The sequence below is a fragment of the Mesorhizobium sp. LNJC391B00 genome, assembly GCF_000502535.1.
Lineage (GTDB): Bacteria > Pseudomonadota > Alphaproteobacteria > Rhizobiales > Rhizobiaceae > Mesorhizobium.
In genome coordinates this window covers 34,092-51,544 of sequence record NZ_AYWI01000013.1, presented here as the reverse complement: position 1 = coordinate 51,544, position 17,453 = coordinate 34,092, and the positions used below count along the sequence as shown (strand labels likewise).

18 protein-coding genes are annotated in these 17,453 nt (G+C 61.5%); 11 read left to right on the top strand and 7 right to left on the bottom strand.

The window, feature by feature from the left end; genetic code table 11:
- The first annotated feature begins 20 nt into the window (after positions 1–20).
- From X750_RS139950 to X750_RS0133650, 5 genes are all read left to right on the top strand, one after another.
- Positions 21–674, top strand: coding sequence for a hypothetical protein (locus X750_RS139950; RefSeq protein WP_156932451.1), 654 nt, complete (start codon positions 21–23; stop codon positions 672–674).
- A gap of 329 nt (positions 675–1,003) precedes the next feature.
- Complete coding sequence (locus tag X750_RS05715; protein ID WP_023748482.1) at positions 1,004–1,543, top strand: hypothetical protein; 540 nt, start codon at positions 1,004–1,006, stop codon at positions 1,541–1,543.
- Between the two features lie 392 nt (positions 1,544–1,935).
- Complete coding sequence (locus X750_RS139955; RefSeq protein WP_023748480.1) at positions 1,936–2,439, top strand: hypothetical protein; 504 nt, start codon at positions 1,936–1,938, stop codon at positions 2,437–2,439.
- A 41-nt stretch (positions 2,440–2,480) separates the two neighbouring features.
- Positions 2,481–2,906 carry a hypothetical protein gene (locus X750_RS139960; RefSeq protein WP_023748479.1) on the top strand — a complete coding sequence of 142 codons (426 nt, stop codon included), beginning with the start codon at positions 2,481–2,483 and terminating at the stop codon, positions 2,904–2,906.
- Positions 2,907–3,634: 728 nt separating this feature from the next.
- The gene (locus tag X750_RS0133650; protein WP_031243451.1) at positions 3,635–3,826 is read left to right on the top strand and encodes a hypothetical protein; all 192 of its coding nucleotides are present in this window, start codon (positions 3,635–3,637) and stop codon (positions 3,824–3,826) included.
- A 336-nt stretch (positions 3,827–4,162) separates the two neighbouring features.
- Here X750_RS0133650 and X750_RS139965 read toward each other — a convergent pair whose 3' ends face one another.
- From X750_RS139965 to X750_RS139980, 4 genes are all read right to left on the bottom strand, one after another.
- A complete protein-coding gene (locus tag X750_RS139965; protein WP_023704303.1) occupies positions 4,163–4,738 on the bottom strand; it encodes a cation transporter in 576 nt (191 codons plus the stop codon).
- A 138-nt stretch (positions 4,739–4,876) separates the two neighbouring features.
- Positions 4,877–6,028, bottom strand: coding sequence for a YncE family protein (locus tag X750_RS139970; protein ID WP_023748476.1), 1,152 nt, complete (start codon positions 6,026–6,028; stop codon positions 4,877–4,879).
- Positions 6,029–6,104: 76 nt separating this feature from the next.
- Positions 6,105–7,385 carry a GNAT family N-acetyltransferase gene (locus X750_RS139975; protein ID WP_023748475.1) on the bottom strand — a complete coding sequence of 427 codons (1,281 nt, stop codon included), beginning with the start codon at positions 7,383–7,385 and terminating at the stop codon, positions 6,105–6,107.
- Positions 7,385–8,788 (bottom strand): lipopolysaccharide biosynthesis protein, encoded by a 1,404-nt coding sequence (locus X750_RS139980; protein WP_023711750.1) that lies wholly within the window; start codon positions 8,786–8,788, stop codon positions 7,385–7,387. The genes X750_RS139975 and X750_RS139980 overlap by 1 nt, the downstream gene beginning before the upstream one ends.
- Positions 8,789–9,079: 291 nt before the next feature.
- Here X750_RS139980 and X750_RS139985 point away from each other — a divergent pair, with 291 nt between their 5' ends.
- The 5 genes from X750_RS139985 (at position 9,080) to X750_RS140005 (ending at position 13,018) form a co-directional block, all read left to right on the top strand.
- Positions 9,080–10,894, top strand: coding sequence for an N-6 DNA methylase (locus X750_RS139985; protein ID WP_023748474.1), 1,815 nt, complete (start codon positions 9,080–9,082; stop codon positions 10,892–10,894).
- Positions 10,876–11,145 (top strand): hypothetical protein, encoded by a 270-nt coding sequence (locus tag X750_RS139990; RefSeq protein WP_023748473.1) that lies wholly within the window; start codon positions 10,876–10,878, stop codon positions 11,143–11,145. The genes X750_RS139985 and X750_RS139990 overlap by 19 nt, the downstream gene beginning before the upstream one ends.
- A 29-nt stretch (positions 11,146–11,174) precedes the next feature.
- Positions 11,175–12,158, top strand: a complete 984-nt coding sequence (locus X750_RS139995) for a type ISP restriction/modification enzyme (RefSeq protein ID WP_156932450.1) — start codon at positions 11,175–11,177, stop codon at positions 12,156–12,158.
- Positions 12,159–12,220: 62 nt separating this feature from the next.
- Complete coding sequence (locus X750_RS140000; RefSeq protein ID WP_156932449.1) at positions 12,221–12,511, top strand: hypothetical protein; 291 nt, start codon at positions 12,221–12,223, stop codon at positions 12,509–12,511.
- 180 nt (positions 12,512–12,691) lie between these two features.
- Complete coding sequence (locus X750_RS140005) at positions 12,692–13,018, top strand: hypothetical protein (protein ID WP_156932448.1); 327 nt, start codon at positions 12,692–12,694, stop codon at positions 13,016–13,018.
- A 346-nt stretch (positions 13,019–13,364) separates the two neighbouring features.
- Here the strand turns inward: X750_RS140005 and X750_RS140010 are convergent, their stop codons facing one another.
- From X750_RS140010 to X750_RS140020, 3 genes are all read right to left on the bottom strand, one after another.
- Positions 13,365–13,865, bottom strand: coding sequence for a hypothetical protein (locus X750_RS140010; protein WP_023748469.1), 501 nt, complete (start codon positions 13,863–13,865; stop codon positions 13,365–13,367).
- A gap of 158 nt (positions 13,866–14,023) precedes the next feature.
- Positions 14,024–14,323: a hypothetical protein gene (locus X750_RS1000000165080; protein ID WP_084567194.1), complete on the bottom strand. Its 300-nt coding sequence runs from the start codon at positions 14,321–14,323 to the stop codon at positions 14,024–14,026.
- The gene (locus X750_RS140020) at positions 14,301–14,573 is read right to left on the bottom strand and encodes a DUF4242 domain-containing protein (RefSeq protein ID WP_023748467.1); all 273 of its coding nucleotides are present in this window, start codon (positions 14,571–14,573) and stop codon (positions 14,301–14,303) included. Before X750_RS140020 ends, X750_RS1000000165080 begins: the two co-directional genes overlap by 23 nt.
- 243 nt (positions 14,574–14,816) lie before the next feature.
- On the opposite strand from X750_RS140020, the gene X750_RS140025 reads away from it, so the two are divergent.
- Positions 14,817–17,405, top strand: a complete 2,589-nt coding sequence (locus X750_RS140025; protein WP_031243447.1) for a LuxR family transcriptional regulator — start codon at positions 14,817–14,819, stop codon at positions 17,403–17,405.
- The last annotated feature ends 48 nt before the right edge of the window (positions 17,406–17,453 follow it).

Here is a 17,453-nt window from a genome sequence, read left to right as displayed (position 1 = left end):
CCGACCCCAGAAAGGACAACTTGGAGTACACCTTAGAGACCGTCGACAGCACCACCGGTGAAGTCGTCCAGGCACCAATAGGCTCATGGATCACAATCACCGAGTACGGCGAGACCAAAGGCGTCGGCCGCAAACAGGTCCGCGATGTCCTGTCTCGGCTCGGCATTCTCCAGCACGAGATTGAAGACCAAACTCCCAAGCATGCCTCTTTCGCCGAAAGGAAGCACGTCACGCGGCGGCGGCTGACCATGAAGTCAGTCAGGTCAGGGTTGGGGAAGCGTGTCTTCTCCATCGTCGGACGTCCATTCGATGTCATATCACCCAAGGGACAGGCATGGATCGACCAGCGATGGGCGGACGCTGTCCAGACAATCAAGACCGACATCACGTCCAGTCCGGTGGCGGTGGCCGCTCAGGTGGCGCTTGGCGAGTTCATGGTCGGTCGCAGACACAAGTTAGACCCTGAGGGTCAGGTCAGATGGCTTCTCGACCATTTCCCGAATGTCGCTCAGGCTGACATGAGCAGGATCACGGGAGCGTCCACTCGGATGGTCTCTCACTATGTCGGCAATCGAACTGGCCAGATCAGCAAAGCCCAAGCTCAGATCAGGGTCACACTTAAGGGTCACCTCAAGGTGTCGTATGAGCCCGATATGGTCGACATAGCGTGTTGATCAGACACAGGAGCGGACGGAAGTCCCTCCCTCTGATGTTCTCAGCCTTCAGGCTACCTTCTGATGAACACCTCAGCTCCGTGGGCTGACACCTTAGAGCGATGGCCAGAAGTGAACCTGAAGGTGGGATGTTGGGGGAGGCTTCCGCCTCTTTCTTCTGGTGGTCTCAGTCTGATGTCTCCAGCTCAGGGGGAACCCTCAGGGTGAACCTTAAGTGTCGTTACAAGGTACCTATTACACATGACGTTACATCGGCTGAAAATGACCCTGCCAGCCTCCCCTTTTCCAAGCGACAACCAAACAACAATCCCGAGAGGAAACTGCATGACATGACCGAAGATGCACGACCGTTCGACAGGGCTCTATTCCTGCATGAGCGAGAAACCAAACCTGATGTCCATGACGACGACATCAGCGCCCTTACCATGGCCACGGCCACAGCCAAGAGGCAGGCTAAGTCGGCCCTCAGAGCATCCCAAGGCGACCGCATCGACTGGAAACAGCACCTCGTCAACGCCCCCGGCTATCGCAACATCCCCGACACCAAGCTCTCTCTCAGGACCAAACAGACCCGCACCCAGTCCATCAAGGCGGCGGCGGATCGACGTGGGAAGCGGCGTGAGAAGGGCATCGCCATCCACTACGCGCAGTTCGCATGGAAGAGGTTGGGTCAGGCCAAGCGCGACCAGTTCGACCTCAGCCGCAAGGCGCTGGCTTGGATTGGCCCGAGGTGGGATGCTGACCGCGACTTTGGCCGGTATTCCGATGGGGCAGACGGGGGCCAGCACCTCGACCACCTCTTCCGCTTTGGCACCGCCAAGGCTCACGCCAAGACGCCATGGCTCCAGCACCACAGGGAAGGCCAGTGAGCCAGTTTCTCCCCGCCCTCGCAGATTGGCCGACCCGCGATCAGGCCTTCGCCATCATTGAAGCCTTGGGCAGGATGGAGGAGGGTCGATCATCCGAACTGGACCGACTTTCCGGCATCCCAGACGCCCTAATCGTCGCCGGGCGATGCTACACGGTCTACGGCTACCGTGAGCTTGAAGGCGGGAATATGATGCGGCGAATGGCCGAGCTTTACATGCGTCCCCGCAAGACCAGCCTAAGCCCGGCCGTAGCGCCCCCAGAGGCCGGCCACACCCCAGAACCACCAATCCACAGCTACGGGCTCCAGCCACGCCGCTGACCCCATAACCCATCACTACCAGAACCTCGCAACATCCGTCGCGGGGACCATCATTTATGAAAGGAACGACCCATGACCAGATATAGCGACGACCAGATGAACGGAAGCTCAAGCCACACCTACAGCGAGCCGACCGAGCAGGAACGAGCCTTGATGGCGATGTCCGCTACCCAGCGAGAGGAGGTTATTGACCGGATGCGCTTCGACGCGGCCCGAGCGACCCACCTTGAGAAAGAGGCCCGCTTGAAGGCCCAGATCGCAGCAGCGACCGAGGTCTCGTTAGCCGGCAACCAGTGGTATCAGGCCCAGCAGCGTGGCCAGCTCAGCCAGCGGGTTTCGATCAGCAACGGCAAGACGACGGTCGAGCAGCTTAACGCCAAGGCGGACCCGTCGAACAGCGCCTTTGCCGTCCCACCTCGCGCCCTTGTCGACAGCCTTCCCGTGACCGTGGGCGGCATCCAGCTTGGCCCTAAGCAGGCCCGGCAGATGGTCGAGGCAGGCGAGATCAGCCCTGCAGACTACGCGGCTGCCGTCGAGCAGGCTGTAGCGCCATACGGCTACGGTTCTTTCCGATAGGCTCACTCGTCCCAGAACAGCCTTCGGGGGAAACCCCGGAGGTGGCGATTGAGCAGGATGATGACGACCAAGACCTTGAGAAAGATGACCTGACACCGGAACAGAAGGCCGAGAAGACACATCAAGAGCTTTCTGACGGCGCTGACAGGGCGTTGAACCGCTGGGCGGAAGCGCAGCCGGTTGAGGTCCAACAGGCCGTGGTGGACACCTTCGCGGAAACAGGCGTCATCGACTTTGAAGCGGCAGGCGTGGACCAGCTGGAGGCCCAAGTGGTCGAGACAGCGTTTACCCAGCGGCTTGTTCGCAGCGTCCTTGCACCGGTCGGGCTGACCCTTGAAAGCTGGTCAGAACACATCGACGAAGCCGAGTTGTCAGAGTTTAGGCGGGCCGTTGTGCGTGGGGATTGGGCATTGCTCACCCGACATGCACAGGCCGCTGCCAAGATGCGTCTCGACCTGGGCATATAGCAGCACCACCATTCCCGAAGGGGGTTAGGTCGCCATCACGGTGAACCATTGCCCCAAGCTCAAAGCCCCCTTCGGGCTCTACCCCACTCAAACACCCTGCGCGCAGCGGCGCTTTGGTCTGGAGGCACATTGTGCGCCCGGATTGCTTCACCGCGTTCAGCGCAGCCCCGGCAGCCCCGGAAACCATCAACACCACAGCAACAGGAAGGCAATTCAGACAGTGAGCAGAAGCAGAAGCCCGCGCGCCCTTAACCCGGCTTGCGAGGAAGCAGACAACTATTCCCGCGTTGTCCTGAGATGGGACTTCAGCGAGGCCAAGGCGACCCGGATCATCGAGTGCCGCAACCAAATCCAATGGATCATTCAGTACAAGTCAGGGACGCGCGGCGGTCAGCCATCATGGCGACCACAGTCCTACTTGCGGACCCGTCAGGCTCTCGAACGGCTCTTGCCGGGGATGGCTGAGGAGATCGCCGCAGCGTTGCCCGTCAGGTTCGTTGAGGCGGAAGCGCGTAGCGACTTAAGTTGATCTTTCCCGCCCCGTAGAGGCTGCGCTGAGTGGCGCTGAGGTTCCCCGCGACCATAGAGCGGGCGACCTTGGCGGCGTCCGGCGCGGCATTCAACCCGCTGCCGGGATCGTCCCTTTCGAGGAATGAATATTAGTGGTTTGTCATGTGATGGCAGCGCCCGTAAGCCTCACTCGCCAATCATGGCACGGGGTCACATACATGCACACGAAGATGGATTTCTCCCGCCTCGAAGCTAACGCGGCGGCGTGGCTTAAGCGACACCTTGAGGATGTCCGCGACACCTTCGGGGAAGGTCAGGCTTACGCGGTGGCGGTGGAATTGGAGGATGACCCTTGGACCGTCCTGCAGTTGTACGTTGAAGACGTGAGGGATGCGGCGCGGGCAGCTTGACCCGAGGTACAGCGCCTGATACCCACTGAGGTACATCGAGACTATCGGACTTCGGGGGCGACATGCCCATAAGGTCTTGTTATCGCTGAGATATTGTTCGGTCTAAGCGCTGGTTCGATCCAGCCCCAGTACCCCGGCTAGGGGCACCATTTTTGATCTCACGCCAGTTCGCTTCGCTCACGGGCTCCGATGGGGCGGCCTGACCGGCCGACGGGCGGTCGCCCTTGCGAACCCTCCGGGTTCGAACAGTGCCTCGACAAAGACCCAGCGGCGGCTGCTGCGAATGACAGCGATAGCGCCAATCAGCGGCGGCCGGTAGCCCCGCTCTACGTGCTCTCAGGCCGCCGCACGGTGTTCTTCACGGGCAGCTTCCCACACTTCGCGGGCCGCGTCGGCGTTCATGACCGCGATCCCCAATCCCACCGCCAAATCGGGCCAGGCGGAATGCCAGAGCAAGGCCGTGACGAACCCTGCGGCAATAATGGCGATGTTGGCCAAGGCGTCGTTGCGGGCCGACAGGAAGGCCGCCTTTGTGAGGCTGCCGCCACGATGCCGGTGCGCGGCCAGCATGTAGGCACAGGACAGGTTGACGGCGAGGGCGCCAAGTCCCGCCAAGGTCAAGGCGATGGGCTGCGGCGGCACCGGCACGTTGAACTTCTCCCAAGCCGTCCAGAGCGTTGCCAGACCCGGCATGAGAAGGATGAGCGCCAATGCCATCCCCACCCGCGCACGGGAGCGCACAGACCACCCAAGTGCGAGCAGGATAAGGAGGTTCACGGAAGCATCTTCAAGAAAGTCGATGCTGTCGGCGAACAGGGACACTGATCCAATGGCGAGCGCCACAGCGAACTCGATCCCGAAATAGGCAAGATTGAGAAGCGCGACGATGAGGACGATGCGGCGAAGGTTCATCTTCTGGCAGTATCCGAAACCAGTGTGTGGAGCTTAGCTTCGCGGTTTCCAAGGAAAGCCCCTGCTCGTTCCGGGTCCCGGCCGATGGGCGGTTGCCCTTGCGACCTTTTGCGTTCGAGCCGCGCCTCGAACACGGACTTAGCGCATATTCCCCATATGGCCTTGGGAATACCGTCCCGGTTGCGGCCACACCGTCAGGCCGTGCGGCTCTGAGCCAACCCGAAACTTGGTCACCGCGCCCGATGTCGTGTCGATCATGTAGGCGGCACTGTCGAAGCGGCCGGACAGCCATAGTTGTTTGCCGTCGGCGCTGACATTGCCCATGTCGGGGCTGCCGCCGCCGGGGATCGGCCATTGCGTGACGACCGCGCGGGTGGCGAAGTCGATCACCGTCACGCTGCCCGGTCCCTTTGCCTGGCCCTGCTCCATCTTGTGCGAGCCCCGGTTCGAGACATAGAGCCGCTTGCCGTCGCGGCTGACGACGAAGCCATGGGCGCCGATGCCGGTCGGGATGAAGCCGATCTCCTTGAAACTGTCGCCATCGACGAGGAACACGCCGTCATTCATCATGTCGGCGACGTAAAAAACCTTGCCGTCGGGCGAGAGGCGGATGTCCTGCGGCATGCCCATTTTCGAGAAGTCGAGATGGCCAAGCACCTTCTGGTTCTTCAGGTCGATCTTTGCCAATCCGCCATTGCCGTATTCGCAGGTGAAGATCGCGTAGGCCCCGTCGACCGAGAATTCGGCGTGGTTGATGCCGGGGCAAGTGGGCGTCGGCAGGCTCGACATTAGCGCCATGGTGTGAGGATCGCGGAAATCGAGCCGCTCCAGGGCTTCGTCGACGACGATGGCCGCGCCCGGCATGAAATACAAATTGTAGGGATCGTCCACGGCGATCTGCGGGCCGGGCTTGCCGGTCATCGGGTCGATCGGCGTCAGGCTGCCGTTCTTGCCGGTGCCATTGTTGGCGACCCAGAGCGTCTTCAGGTCCCAGGACGGCACGACGTGCTGCGGTTTGCTGCCGACCGGGAACCTGTCGACTTCCTTGAGTGTCATGGTGTCGATCACCGTGACGCTGTTGGAGGAGCGGTTCGGCACATAGACGCGCGGCAGTGCACCCAGCGTGGCCGGGCTGAGATAGCTGGCGGCGGTGTGGCTGTAGATGTTGATGGACGGCGCGGGCTCGCTGCAATCCTCGGGACAGCTATCGGCCCAGGCGCGGACAGGCAGCAGTGCAAGCAGCGAAAAGGCCGCACGGGGACCGGCGTGACGCAAAAAGGTTCTGATCATCAGGATGGCTTGTCGTGAAGGCCGGCCGAAATTGCCGCGCCGACCCATAGCTGGTGTCTTGCCGTTGATCCAGTGGCTATCGCCGTCCCAGCAAACTCTTCACGCGGTTGCGCAGCAGGCGGGCCATGTTGCGGGTCTCGCGGTAGAGATGCAGCTGCGAGGCGGCCTGGCGGGCGAGGCGGTCGGCATCCGGCGTCAGCCCGATCACCAGCGAGCCCATCGGCTTGCGCTCGCTCCACAGCCGGCTCATCACCGGGTGGTCGGGCACGGCGCAGGAATCGGTCATCATGATGTTGGGGTCGTCGAGATGCTGCCTGGTCACCTCGATCATCAGCAGCGTGCCCGGCGAATAGGTCGCCAGCGTCTCGTCATAGGCGGTCTTCCAGGTGTAGGCGACACCGGCCTCGACCAAGACGACCAGGCAGGCGATTGTGCGGCCGTCCAGCGTCAGCGAATGGATGCGGCACATGTCGTGCTCGGCCAGCCGGTGCACGGCTTCGCGGGCAAAGGCGGCGCGGTAGCGGTCGATGGCCATGGCGGTGCGCTCGCGGCCCTTCCAGCCGGCCGCCTCCAGCGTCAGGAAACTTTCGATGGCGTGGCGGATTTCGTCCGGTCCCCGCGCCACGACATGCTCCAGCCTGCCGAGATCCCCCAGGCGCCGTTTCAGGCGGCGGAATTCGCGGTAGTGGTGCGCGCGCAGCGATGCTTTCAAATAGGCCTCGCCGTCGAGGGTGCTTTCGAGCACCGGCCGGTCCGCCTTGCCGGTGGTGACCATTGTCAGGCCGCGCGTCTCGGCAACGGTGGCCAGCACGCTGGCCAATGGGCCGTCGAGGGGCATGTCGGGCAGCACGAAGACCTTCGGCAGCTTGAGATGCGGCCGCGACAGCATGCCGAAGAAATCCTCGACGACGCCGATCGGGTCGTCGTGGTCGACCAGCGGTGTGCCGATCGGGCCGAACGGGCTCGACCAGGTGCGCATCACCGGAACGCCGAGCGGCACGGCCGGCCTTTCGACCGAGAACGGCACCAGCAGGCGCAGCCGGTTGCGGTATTCGTCGCCGTCGCGGATCACCGCCAGCTTGACCTCGCGATCTTCCAGCCGGGGCATGGCCGGCGCCAGAAAGCGCGGGTTGAAGAAGACGTTGGGCTCGATCGTGCGGGTGCACAGATAGTCGAGTTCCTCGACCAGTTCGAAGCCGGCCGAAGCCGGATAGATCGCCAGCTTGCGCAGCGGCCGGTTGTTGGCGAGGATCTCGAGATGCGCCGGATCGGCGTCGCGCGCCAGGCCGGCAAGGCCGGACACCATGGCGCCGGCCGGACCGCCGCTGGTTTCCTCGATCAGCGGGATGGCGGCCATCAGGCGGCTCCCTCGGCAGCGGGCACGAAGATCAGCATGACGATGCCGAGCTTGCGCCAGACGGTGAAGGACAGGGCGCTGGCCTCGAAGACCATGGCGAGGCTGGTGGCGATCGCCGCCCCCCACAGGCCAAAGAGCGGGATCAGCACCACGTTGAGGCCGATGTTGAAGGCCAGCGTCATGGCATAGACGGCGGCGCAGATGTTCTGGTTGCCGCTCATCGTCAACAGGCTTTCGCACGGGCCGACGGCGGCGCGCGCCACGACGCCGAACACCAGCAGGAACAGCAGCGGATAGCCGGCGGTGAATTCGGGGCCGAACAGCACCAGCATCGGTTCGCCGAGCGCCAGCACCAGCAGCGCCATCAGCAGCGACGGCCAGAACGTCCACGACACGGTCTCGCGGGCGAAGGCGGCGAGCTTTTCCGGCTCGCCATGGGTGAACTGCGCATAGCGCTGGGCAACGCCGGCCTTGACGGAGAAATAGACGAAATGCACCAGCGCCAGCGTCTTGACGGTGGCGAAATAGACGGCGACGTCATTGGGCTGGAGATAGGCGCCGACCATCAGCACGTCGGCGTTGGTGAGCAGGAAGAAGAAGCTCTCGACCAGGAAGATCGGCAGCGAGACGATGAACCACTCGGCGAAATGCACCTTCATCGGCCCGGCCGGGATATTCCTGCCCATGCGCGTGGTCACGCCGATGAGCTGGCCGAGCGTGGTGGCGTAGGTGGCGGCGATCGAGGCGAAGATCGCTGTCCTGGCGTCGGGCGCATAGCCCATTGCCAGCATCAGCGCCATCAGCGCCAGGATCAGCACCGGCCGCACCAGATATGTCGGCGACAACGCAAACAACGCCCAGGAATTGGCGCGTGACTGGCCTTGCAGCAGATCGCCCATGGCGATCATCGGCAGGCAGAACAGGCCGAGGATGAAGGGCATCACATAGTAGCTCTCGATCCAGTTCGCGCACAGCCAGACGCCCAGTGCGCCAAGTCCGGCGATCGCCGTCGAGGCAATCAGCACGAACAGGCGGCTGGCGACCACGATGCCGCGCAGCTCGGCCAGCATGTTGCGTTCGCGATATTCGGGGATGAAGCGGATGACCGAGGTGTGGAAGCCGAGGCAGGCGAGGTTGCCGACGATGACCATCGTCACCCAGACGAGGACGAAGATGCCGTATTCGAACGAGCCCATCCAGCGCGCCATCAGCACCTGGCTGATGAAGGCGATGACGGCGCTGACGATGCGGATGGCAAAGGCGATCAGCGACATGCGGCCGGCTTCGCCGCGTTCGTCGGCGGTGAACAGCACCGCATCGATGCGGCCAAGCAACGGCCTCATGCGCAGCGCCAAGCGCTGCGGCAAGAACCGCCCGGCCGTCGTCGCCGCGGAAAAGCGCACCCCGATGTCTCTCCGTTTTCCGCCTCTTTTCAAGGTTTCGATGTAGCGGAGACACATTAAGAAAGGGTGGGCGGAGAGGCGGTCCGCCGGAGCGGACGAAAGGCCAACGATTTCTTGTCGACGCTTGCTTAGAACATCAGTTACGGGTTCATTGCTAGAATAGGGGGAGCGCATGGACATTCGTTTCGATAGGTATTTAAAGGCGCTGGCGGCCAACTACCGCGATGGCGGAACGGAACATACCGGGCGAGCCGCGCTTGAAACTTTCTTAATACATTCGCTGTGGACGCGATGGCGCCCGGCATTGAAGTGCAACACGAGCCGAAACGAGACGCCGACAAGGGCGCACCAGATTTCAAAGTGAAGCGGCAAGGCATGATCCTTGGATATGTCGAGGTGAAAGAGATTGGCGCAAACCTGGACAAGATTTTGAAGTCCGACCAAATCGTCAAGTATCGCAAGCTATCGGACAATATCGTCGTCACCGACTATTTCCATTTCATCCGCATTGACGGTGCCGGCAAGATACTAGACCGCCAGTCGCTGGCCTTTCCTAACGACATCGAAAGCCGCACGATCCAAGTTAACCCGGACAAGGCCGAAGCGGTGTCAAAGCTGCTCGCGGCATTCTTCTCCTCTCCCCCGCAGGGTTTGCAAAGGGCACAGCAACTGGCGGTCGCTCTAGCGACCCGATCGAAGCTGCTTCGCGACTACCTGACAGAGGAACTGGTTCGACAGACAAAAGTGCACAAAGAAGGGAGACTACATGGACTCTACGACGTTTTTCGCGAGCAGGTCTTCCATGAGCTAACAGTTACCGAGTTCGCCGACGCGTTCGCGCAGATGCTTGCTTACGGTCTCCTTCTCGCAAAGTTGAACGCGAGCGACGACGAAATCATCCGGCTCGACAACGTGCGCCGCTTCATTCCCGGATCTTTTCGACTGATCCGCGAATTAGTCCGATTCTTGGAGGAGATGCAGGAGACCGAATATGATGAGGCGAAATGGGTGGTCGACGAGATTCTATCGATCGTCAACGGCCTCGCCATAGCTAACATTCGCGAAGACCTGTCGTTCCGCCAGCGCAAGGCGATCAGTCGCAAGATCCGTGCCGGGGACGAAGAAGAGCACCGGCTCTTCGAGCGCGATCCGTTCATCTATGAAGACTTTCTGAGAGCCTATGACAAGGAGACACGCAAGGCACGTGGCGTTTACTATACGCCACCACCGGTGGTTAACTTCATTGTGCGGGCTGTAGACGACATCCTAAAAAATCAGTTTCAAATCGCCGACGGACTTGCCGACCACAAGAAGGTGACGGTGTTAGATTTTGCGGCAGGAACGGGCACTTTCCTGCTCGAAGTGATGCAACGCATCTTCGACAACATAGGCGGGCCGGAGACAGGCAAGGCGGATGCTGTGGTGCGCGAGCACATGCTCAAGAATCTCTACGGATTTGAGTACCTAATCGCGCCCTATACGATCGCCCATTTGAAGCTTTCGCAGTATCTCAAGGACAAAGGCCATCCGCTGACAGAAAATGAACGGCTACAGGTGTTCTTAACCAACACGTTGGAGCCTGTTGAGCCGCAAAAAAGCGCCTTCTTACCGGAGCTGTCGAACGAGGTGAGGGAAGCGCAGACCGTTAAGGAGAAGCCGATCCTCGTGATCCTTGGCAACCCGCCTTATGCAGGCCATTCAAAGAATAAGGGAAAGTGGATCACAACTGCTATTGACGGCTATAAATACACCTTCGGTCGTGTGCAAACGGAGACGGACGCGGACGGAAATCCGGTCTTTAGTGATGTGAAAAAGCCGCTGGGGGAAAAGAATCCGAAATGGCTGAATGACGACTATGTCAAATTCATTCGGTTTGCTCAGTTGAAAATGGACGAGGTCGAAGAAGGGGTCGTCGGAATTATCACCAATAACTCATGGTTGGACAATCCGACATTTCGCGGTATGCGCCAAAGTCTGTTGCGCAGCTTCGACCAGATATATTTGGTCGATCTCCACGGCAGTACTAAGCCCAAGGAGCTGGTGCCAGAGGGCAAAGAGAATGAAAACGTCTTTGATATTCAGAAGGCGTGGCGATCGCGCTGTTAGTTAAAAAGAAGGATGCTGAGCAAGGGGTATGGCATACGGACATCTGGGGAAGCCGGCTGTCCAAATATCAGGAGTGTGCCGAGGCAGAGATCTCCACGATCGAATGGTCGCGACCTAAACCGTTCTCTTCCTACTTCATGCTCTCAGCGGTCGACTGGACTGGATGGGAAGAATACGGGCAATGGTGGCAGATCGCGGATAGCCTGAGCGCTGCATCCGATAAAAGGCAAATCTTCTCTGGAATGTGCTAGGATTTCAAACTCATAGGGACCATTTCGCCGTGGCGTTTGATCGCCAAGAGATGCTGTCTCGCGTCCGAGATATGTGCGACAGAAGCAAATCAGATCAGGTTCTCAGGGATCTGTATTTCCTCAAAGACAACCGGGACTGGCAGCTCAAAAACGCACGCGAATCATTACAGAAAGCGGAAAATCCGGAACGTCCCATCATCGATTGCGCCTTTCGACCCTTTGATGACCGACCATGTTATTTTGGTCCAGAGTTCATGGACTATCCCCGAAGGGAACTGCTCGACCATGTGGCTTGGCAGCAAAATCTTCAATTGCTGGTTTCTCGTCAAATTGGAACCGGCAGCTGGCGACACTCGCTCGTCGTCGAAACGCCCGCGAATGATTGCACCGTCTCGGATGCCTCAAGCGAGGCGAACTACGCGTTTCCGCTATGGCTGTATGATGTAACTGGAACCAAGTCAGAGAACCTCTCCCCCGATTTCCGCGCTTTCCTCGACAGGGGGTACGACCACCACTATTCGCCGGAAGAAATTCTCGGCTACATCTATGCGGTTCTGCACGCGCCAGCTTACCGGTCGCATTATGCGGCGTTTCTTCGCATTGATTTCCCACGCATTCCTTTTGCCGAGAAGGCAAAAGATTTCGAGGTGCTGTCTCTGCTTGGGTGGGCCTTGGTGCAGGCACATCTGCTTCATGATCTGCCTCGGCGGAGCCTAGCAAACTATCACGGCAAAGGGGCTAACGAGGTTGAGCATGTGCGTTGGTCGGCGGAAGATGAGCGCATTTCAATTAATAAAACACAGAGTTTTGCGCCTGTGCCGGAGGCGGTGTGGAATTTCCATATTGGCGGCTATCAAGTGATCGACAAATATCTGAAATCGCGCAAAGAGCGAATGCTATCACTCGACGAAATCAACCAAGTCGGGCGTATCGCCGACGCGTTGGCCTTCACGAATGAGCAGATAGCGCGCATTGATACTGCTTATGCACAGGCTTTTCCCAACCGGGGATAAGCTGGCGACGCCACTCGCATCGCCCACCAAGCTTTGTCATGATCGGGGTGATTCGAGGCGCCATGACAAAGCAAAGCGAACCTGACCTATTCGGTAATATCGACTCGCAGGGCGACCTGTTCGGGACCGAACTCACGCAGCCCGTGTGGCAGCCCGATCCGGATAAAGTGCGGCGGCGACTAGAGCGCATTCTTGCCGAAGCGAGGGCGGCAAAGTCGATGCCTTGGGATTGGTCCAAGCAGAGCCTCTACCGGACAATCTTTCCACAGATGGCCGGGCTGCTGTCTGACGAGGAGGCAGCGCAGTACTGCTTCCAGTTTGACCAGGAATGGGAACGGCTCAAGGCAGCTTAGGAAATATTGATACGCTGGGCCGGACAGTGCCCTCCTCTGGCCTACCGACCATCTCCCCCCAGGTGGGGAGATGGGCAATAACAAAGCCCGGCTGGCAGCCGGCGCGGAAGCTGTCAACTGACAGGCTGCGTCAGGAACAGGGGATACGCCGGTTACGGGTGGTCGCTTCATGAAAACGGGATGAGGCAGAGTTCGGCCCAGAATCGACCCGTTACACCCGTGGACATGGCAAGAAATCAACTCGACCTTTTTGGCGCCGAAGAACAGTCCGAGCTGTTCGATGAAGACGCGCTGACCGTTTACTATCCTGGCGATCCGGACCGGGTACGCGCGATTGCACAGGCTTATCGCCGAGGCGCGAAGCGCGGAAACACTGCCTTGGGATCAGGACAGTGTCCGGCTCTACCGCAAGATCGTGCCCACATGGTGCTTTGGCTGCCGGAGGAAGAAGCCGCGCCGCTGAAGTTCGAGTTCGAGGCCGAAATGGTGCGGTTGAAGGCGGCGTAGAAACGGATGCGCCGGCCTTGGGCCGGGGCGGCGTCGTTAAGCAAACAGCAGTGAACCACCCAGGAAAATGAAAAACCCGCCTCGGCGGCGGGTTGTCAGCGCAAATCAGCACCATGGCCATGACCATAGCATAGTTGCGGTCACAACGCCACAAGGAAGATGGAAACGCGTTCCGCTGGCGGTCGGCTCGGACATCTCGGGCTTGGCGACATCCGAGACAAAACAATAGGGCGAGCGAACGCCGGGGAAGACTGGGGAGCCGGTCGGCGTTTCGCTCGCCCCTCCCCCGCCAAGGGGGATGGCCAGGCACCGGATGTCCGGTGCCCGAGGTGTCACATGTGAGGCGTTACATCCCCTTCATGGCGTCGCACGACACGTTCGGGTTCATGTCGGCGAAGGCGCCCGTCGGGTTCTGTTTCCATGCCCAGACGTGCAGTTCGTAGAACGGGCCGAGGCCGTAGCGATTGGGGGCGCTGTTGAAGTTGAACAGCTGGCCTTCGAGCGAGGCCGGGCCCTTCGAGGTGATGTATTCGACCGCTATCAGCTTCAGGCTGCCGTCGGCCGTCGGCTCGTACATCACCGCTTCGGGCTTGGCGACATCGACGGCATCGTCCTTGAGATAGGCGCCGTTGACATAGTGGATGCCCATGGCGCCGCCGGTGATGCCGCTGGCGCAAGGGATGGGGGCATAGCCTTCGGCAGTGGCGGTTGCCACATTTTCGAAGCGGCTGTTGGCGGCGCGCACCTTTTCGGCCAGCGGGTTGGCGTCGTGTGCCTGCGCCGCACCCGCCGCGATCGAGATGGCGGCGAAAGCCGCGAAGCGTGTCGTCCAAAGAGTTATGGTCATGGTCTTCCGTCCGTCTGTTGACGCTCGAGGCGACGGCGGCCGATCAGGCTGCCCGAAACGCTGCGGCGTTGGTTTAGGATTTGGTTTGTCCGTCCCGGTTCATGCGATGCGGCTTCCGTTGCCGGGCTTTGGCCGCAGCCCTTAAAAACCGTGCAAAATCAACGATCCCAAAAGTAATATTGCCAATATTCCTGCGGGATCTCTCGCTCCGAGAGCCCGATGTCGCGCCTCAGATAGTCGCCTTCCGGCGGCAGGCGCCGCCTTTCAGACAGATACGCAGGCAGCTTCGACGCGAACCGCCATAGACGGCCGAGCACGGAGTGGCCGGTCTTTCCCAGGACAGGCCCGGTTCCACCGACCGGCAGGCCATCAGGCAGTTCGCCACGGCCGCGAAGGGCAGTTTGATGCTCATCATTGTAGCGACCGAACGCAGGATCAGACGTAAAAGTAAGGGTCAAGAACCCGCACCTCTGTAATCTTGTCGACCGGCAGCGAATTTTTCTGCGCCGTGCTGCGGATCGCTTCGGGCGACGGCGCGTCGTAGATGCAGAAGCTGTGCTTCTTGTCGGGCGTGACGAAGGATTGGATCCAAGTGACACCCTTTTCGGCATTGCGCATGACGACGCCGCCCACCGCGGTGGCGCCGATGTCGGTCATCGGAATGTTGAGGCCGTCCGGAAATGTGCGTTCAATCAGGTAGCGAGGCATGGACTACTTCCTTTTCCATTGGTTCACGCTCGATCGGAGCGCGGCTGGACGTTGACCACGCCGGCCCTGCCCGCGCATCGGAACGATTCCCCATATTGGGCGGGACGATTCCCTATGTTGGCGTCGTTCTTTGTGGAAAGAGGCACGGCAATGTGTGCAAAGTCACATTGCCGCACTTTCTTCACGGGCTATTTTGAGCGGCCCGCCATGGTGGGAAAACTTCGATCCTATGAGACGATGACAATGATGCTTCTGGAACGGCAGACGCAGCTGCAGCAGCTGGAAGGCCTGCTTGGCGATGCAATCGGCGGGCACGGCCGCGTCGCGGTGCTGGCGGGGGAGGCCGGCGCCGGCAAGACGGCGATTGTCGAGGCGTTCGCGGCCCGTGTCGGGCAGAGCGCGGCAATGTTGCGCAGCGCTTGCGAGGATCTGTCGATCCCCGATCCGCTGGGGCCGCTTTACGATCTGGCCCGTGAGGCGCAATGGGCGCTGCCGCGCGCAATCGACGCCCGGCATGGGCAGAGACTGCCGCTGTTTTCCGATGCGCTCGACGCCTTTGCGGCCAAGGGACCGAGCCTGCTGGTGATCGAAGACCTGCACTGGGCCGATGATGCCACGCTCGATTTCGTGCGCTTCCTCGGCCGGCGTATCGTCAACACCCACATCCTGCTGTTGCTGACGGCCCGCACCGACCGCAGCGAAGGACAGATGCGGGTGCGCCGCGCCCTGGGCGAAATCCCGGCCGGCAGCGTGGCGCGCATCGACGTGCCGCTGCTCAGCGAGGCGGCCGTGCTGTCGCTCGCCGATGCGGCCGGCCGCGATGGCGACGCCATCTACCGGGCGACCGCAGGCAATGCCTTCTTCGTCACCGAATTGTTGTGCGCCGAAAACGAAATGGCGCTGCCGGCAAGCGTGCGCGACGCGGTGCTGGCGCGGGCCGAGCGGCTGTCGGTTGGCGCCCGGGCCATGCTCGACGCGGTGTCGGTGTTTCCGCGCCGCGCCGACGCCTGGGCCTTGCAAGGCCTGTGCGGCGTCGCCAGCGCCGGCCAGTTGGCCGAGTGTGTCGCCAACGGCCTGCTTGACGATCTGGGCGACGGCTACGCCTTCCGCCACGACATCGCGCGACGCGCCATCGAAATGATGCTGACGACGTCGCACAGGCGGCAGTTCAACCAGCGTGCGCTGGCGGCACTGCTCGAAAATGGCGACGTCTCCACAGGCCGCCTGGTGCATCATGCGGTCGAGGCGCACAATCTGGCGGCGGTGCGCGAACTTGCGCCAATCGCCGCGCGCGAGGCGTCGCGCGTCGGCGCCCATCGCGATGCCGCCGGCTATTACGAGATCGCCTTGCAGCAGGCCGACAGCCTGCCGGTGATCGAGCGCGCCGCGCTCTACGAAAGTCATGCCTTCGAGTGCCATCTCATCGGCAAGATCGATGATGCGCTTGCAGCGCAGGGACAGGCGCGCCGGTTGCATCAGGCAGACGGCAACAGGCTGAAGGAGGGCGACAGCCTGAGATGGCTCTCCCGGCTGAGCGAAATGGGCGATGACCGCGAGGCGGCGGCCGCCTTCGGCGCCGAGGCTGTGGCGATGCTGGAAGCGGCTCCCGCCGGTCCCGAACTCGCCATGGCCTATTCGAACCTCTCACATCTGGCGATGCTGTCGGAGAGGGTGGAAGACACGCTGTTCTATGGCGAGAAGGCAGCGGCGCTGGCTGCGCGCATGAACCGTCCCGACATCGCCTCGCATGCCCTCAACAATGTCGGCTGCGTCGAGCAGTGGCTCAATCCGGATGCGGGACGCCTGCGCCTCGACCAAAGCCTTGAAATTGCGCTCCAGGGCAATTTCCAGGAGCATGCCGCGCGCGCCTTCACCAACCGCGCCTGTTTCGAGATCACCCAGATGAGCTACGACGCGGCACGTCCGGTGCTCGAGAGCGGCATCCACTATTGCACCGAGAACGACCTCGGCACCTGGCGCGACTATCTCAGGGGCATGCTGGCCGATGTGCAGCTGCGCCAGGGCCAATGGGATGAGGCCGCCGCGACGGCAAGCGATGTCATCGACAATGAGCGGACAACCACCGTGGGCCGGTTTCCGGCGCTGCTGGCACTGGCGAAACTGCGCCTGAGGCGCGGCGATCCCTCGGCCGAGCCGCTGTTCGCCGAAATGGCGCGTCTGGTCGGAAGCGGCGGCGACCTGCAGATGCTGAGCTCTTACGCGGCGCTGATGGCGGAGCAGGCATGGCTGGGCCTGGCCGACAGGCAAGAGGCGCTGGCGCTGATCACCCGCGCCGAAACGCCGGTGCGCTCGCGTGCCCATGTCGGGGAGCTGGCTCTGTGGCGAACATTGCTCTCTCCCGATATGCCGGCCGGCGACACCGCCGAGATGGCGACACCATACCGGCTGCTCCTGACCGGCGACTGGCGTTCGGCTTCGGCACTCTGGTCCGAATTGAATGCGCCATACGAGCGCGGACTGGCGCTCATCCTCGGCGACGACGAGGGGCAGCGGCTGGCATTGGATATTTTCGACGGCCTGGGGGCAAGGCCGGCAGCCCAGCGCCTGCGCGATATCATGCGCAAGAACGGCGTTGGCGGCATCGCCCGCGGCCCGCGCCGCTCGACGCGCGCCAACCTCGCCGGCCTCACCTTGCGCCAGATGCAGGTGCTGCAGCTGATCGAACGCGGCCTCTCCAACAAGCGGATCGCCGAGCAATTGACGATTTCGCCAAAGACGGTCGATCACCATGTCTCGGCGGTGCTGGGCAAGCTGGATGCGGTGTCGCGCGGCGAGGCGACAGCGACCGCGCGCGATTCGGGGTTGTTGTGAGGTTTTGACGAGGGTTGGACCGAGAGGTCGCGATCCTTCGCACCCCCC

What these genes read in the sequence shown, in the direction of transcription:
- X750_RS05715 (WP_023748482.1), top strand. Translation starts at nt 1,004, where the DNA reads ATGACCGAAGATGCACGACCGTTCGACAGGGCTCTATTCCTGCATGAG.
- X750_RS139955 (WP_023748480.1), top strand. Translation starts at nt 1,936, where the DNA reads ATGACCAGATATAGCGACGACCAGATGAACGGAAGCTCAAGCCACACC.
- X750_RS0133650 (WP_031243451.1), top strand. Translation starts at nt 3,635, where the DNA reads ATGCACACGAAGATGGATTTCTCCCGCCTCGAAGCTAACGCGGCGGCG.
- X750_RS139965 (WP_023704303.1), bottom strand. Translation starts at nt 4,738, where the DNA reads ATGAACCTTCGCCGCATCGTCCTCATCGTCGCGCTTCTCAATCTTGCC.
- X750_RS139970 (WP_023748476.1), bottom strand. Translation starts at nt 6,028, where the DNA reads ATGATCAGAACCTTTTTGCGTCACGCCGGTCCCCGTGCGGCCTTTTCG.
- X750_RS139975 (WP_023748475.1), bottom strand. Translation starts at nt 7,385, where the DNA reads ATGGCCGCCATCCCGCTGATCGAGGAAACCAGCGGCGGTCCGGCCGGC.
- X750_RS139985 (WP_023748474.1), top strand. Translation starts at nt 9,080, where the DNA reads ATGGCGCCCGGCATTGAAGTGCAACACGAGCCGAAACGAGACGCCGAC.
- X750_RS140000 (WP_156932449.1), top strand. Translation starts at nt 12,221, where the DNA reads ATGACAAAGCAAAGCGAACCTGACCTATTCGGTAATATCGACTCGCAG.
- X750_RS140005 (WP_156932448.1), top strand. Translation starts at nt 12,692, where the DNA reads ATGAGGCAGAGTTCGGCCCAGAATCGACCCGTTACACCCGTGGACATG.
- X750_RS140010 (WP_023748469.1), bottom strand. Translation starts at nt 13,865, where the DNA reads ATGACCATAACTCTTTGGACGACACGCTTCGCGGCTTTCGCCGCCATC.
- X750_RS140020 (WP_023748467.1), bottom strand. Translation starts at nt 14,573, where the DNA reads ATGCCTCGCTACCTGATTGAACGCACATTTCCGGACGGCCTCAACATT.
- X750_RS140025 (WP_031243447.1), top strand. Translation starts at nt 14,817, where the DNA reads ATGATGCTTCTGGAACGGCAGACGCAGCTGCAGCAGCTGGAAGGCCTG.